At 59.5% G+C, this 237-nt stretch carries 1 pseudogene; it reads left to right on the top strand.

Annotation, left to right across the window (positions count from 1 at the left end):
* Positions 1-19 precede the first annotated feature (19 nt).
* A pseudogene (locus tag AC0L2O_RS37515) lies at positions 20-237 on the top strand (carbohydrate kinase); the annotation flags it as partial.

The raw sequence follows: 237 nt of genomic DNA, 5'->3' as shown, positions 1-237 counted from the left end.
AGTTCCCTCGGCGCGTTTCATGGGCGGCCGCGAATTTTCAGTGCTGACGGAAGGCCAATCGGAAGACTGGACCGAAGAGGATATTGGGACGGTATTCGCCAGGTCAACCCTGCTGCTGCCGGCGACGCAACAAGGTTCTGGGCCGTTCCCGCATCATACCGCCGCATGGCTCAACGCCGACGGGATCAACAACGGCCAGCGCTTTGCCGCTATCTCTTTTTATCTGGCGCTGATGAC

The organism is Bradyrhizobium sp. Kon10, from assembly GCF_055807395.1.
Note: the sequence above shows the minus strand (reverse complement) of the source record. Positions and strands in the feature narration are given on the sequence as shown.